We start from the raw sequence: 2,110 nt of genomic DNA, 5'->3' as shown, positions 1-2,110 counted from the left end.
AAAAGCCCGCAACGCTCGACTGGCAGAAGAGCTTGGCATTGAAGACTGGGATGATAGCCAGCCACCGGAAAATCAAGCCAGACTCATCAGTATAAAAATTCATGCCATCAACCAGGCGTTGGCCGCAACAGAACAGCCTGAGGGAGATTCTATAGAGACAACACTGGCGGCTGTTCAGCACCAGAACGCCAGAACAGATGCTGAAAGCAAAGCCAGCTATGCAACCATTGCCGCACATTTAAACCTTCAGAATTTTGATACCAGTGCAAACATTGACGCCCAACTGGATCACCTGCTTTGGAGAATTGAGGCACTAAATACTCAGCTACAGAGTAAGCATATACTGAATCTTCAACAAAAAAGCCTGTTTGACAAATTTCAGTCACTGAATACTCAGGGCAATACTCTCGACGAAAATCAACAACATTTGCTTCAGAAAATCCAGGCACTGAATGCTCAATGCTGTATGGAAGAACCTGATGTCAAAACCCAACAAGATGGTCTGGCACTGACCCTGCGTATCAGGCTGGATGAAGACAGCACGATGGAAGAACACCCTGCACTGAAAACAGCCATGTATGAGAGGTTCAGCAGTCTTGAATATTTAGAAGAAGAACTGAAAGACATCAGAACACCAGGCCATCCCAAAGCCATGCCTGTAGTACTGGAGAAACTGTCCAACGTGGAAAAAGCCCTTAAGATGGATAACCTCAATAGTCAGGACGATGTGTATTACCGTCGTAACGCCATTTCTGAGGCCATTCAGGCAAGTCTGGCAAAAGCCAGACAGCAGGAAGAGGAAGTGGCTCTGAAAATACTGAAAACAGTAGAAGAAATACTCAAAATCGAAGTCAATAATGAAGATCACAAAACAGCAAGGCTTGACAGGATTCGAACAAAACTTGACAGCGGTGATGTCTCAGAATCCATGGTGGATAAAATAGAGCATTCACTCCGAAAAGAAGACATTATATTCACGAGCAAAAGAGGGAACACAAAACTCCGGGACCTTCAAAACAGTCTTGAATTTTATGTCGAAAAAGTAAACAGACTAGCCATAATAGAACAGACAAAGATACTCAAAGTTTTAGAGGACAAGCTGCACATCTACGAGTTTGTACGCGATGAGGCTGATGAAAAAGGCAAGGCTTTCGTCGCTAAACTGGCCAATGATCTGGGGGTAATACTTAGAAGAAAAGCCCATCTGCCTGAAAACAAGTATGTTCTTGAAAACAAAATTTTGGCATTAATGGAAGAAGTAGACGAAACCTATGGCAATGAAGATGTCAGAAGAAGCAGAAACAATGAAATCGCCCATCAACTCAACATTAAGAACTATGAAGATGACACCACTATAGACGACCAGAATATTTTAATTAAAGGGAAACTCCGGGAGCTTTATAAAGAAGTTCCCAAAGTAGGTGATGCCACCGTCAATGAGCATATCGCAGCCATTGAAGGTGAGCTTGACAGGCAAATTGCACGCCTGGGACCTAAACCCCGATACGTTCTTGATCGTGAGCTGGCCAGAGCCAGGCGAGTACTGGAAGAAGCTGGACATGAACTGGCAGGTCTTTATCGCAGGTTGAATCATTTTCGTGGCAAACACGTGTTATTTGCGGAGAAACCTGATGACCTTCAACATCAAAGTGAAGCTGTATCAGTGGCAGAAGACACTCTGGCTGATCCTCATAAAGCGATTCTTCACGCCATTGAAGAATCCCTGAGTCGCAAACCAGAGTCTTCTGACACCTATGAACAACGGGTTAATGCCCTTAGAAACAAACAGCTACAACTGGGTGGGTATGATGGTAGCGGCGGCAAAATCCAACAACTGATTCAGGAACGGGTTCGTCTGGGAAGAGAGATTGAAACCAGGGAAGCAGACTTTGAGAGAATGAAGAAAGACCTGAAGGCTGCCGAGAAAGCGGTCAAAAATGACGGCGGTCCCTTCCAGTTCTCGACGAGACAGGTCAATGTTCTGGCCGATATGAACACCTTCACACGGCAGCACTCTCTCAAGCAACAAGCTCTGGATGCAGCACTGGGCCTGATGGAATCAGCATTCAGCAGCGGTAAGACAATACCCTGCCTGACAACTTTCGATTTT

Annotated in this window: 1 protein-coding gene; it reads left to right on the top strand. The window is 45.1% G+C overall.

Annotation, left to right across the window (positions count from 1 at the left end; translation table 11 throughout):
* On the top strand, positions 1 to 2,110 hold a 2,110-nt coding region (locus KDK18_RS05510), incomplete at both ends, for a hypothetical protein (RefSeq protein ID WP_257253781.1).

The sequence above is a fragment of the Endozoicomonas sp. SESOKO3 genome (genome assembly GCF_024606255.1).
Note: the sequence above shows the minus strand (reverse complement) of the source record. Positions and strands in the feature narration are given on the sequence as shown.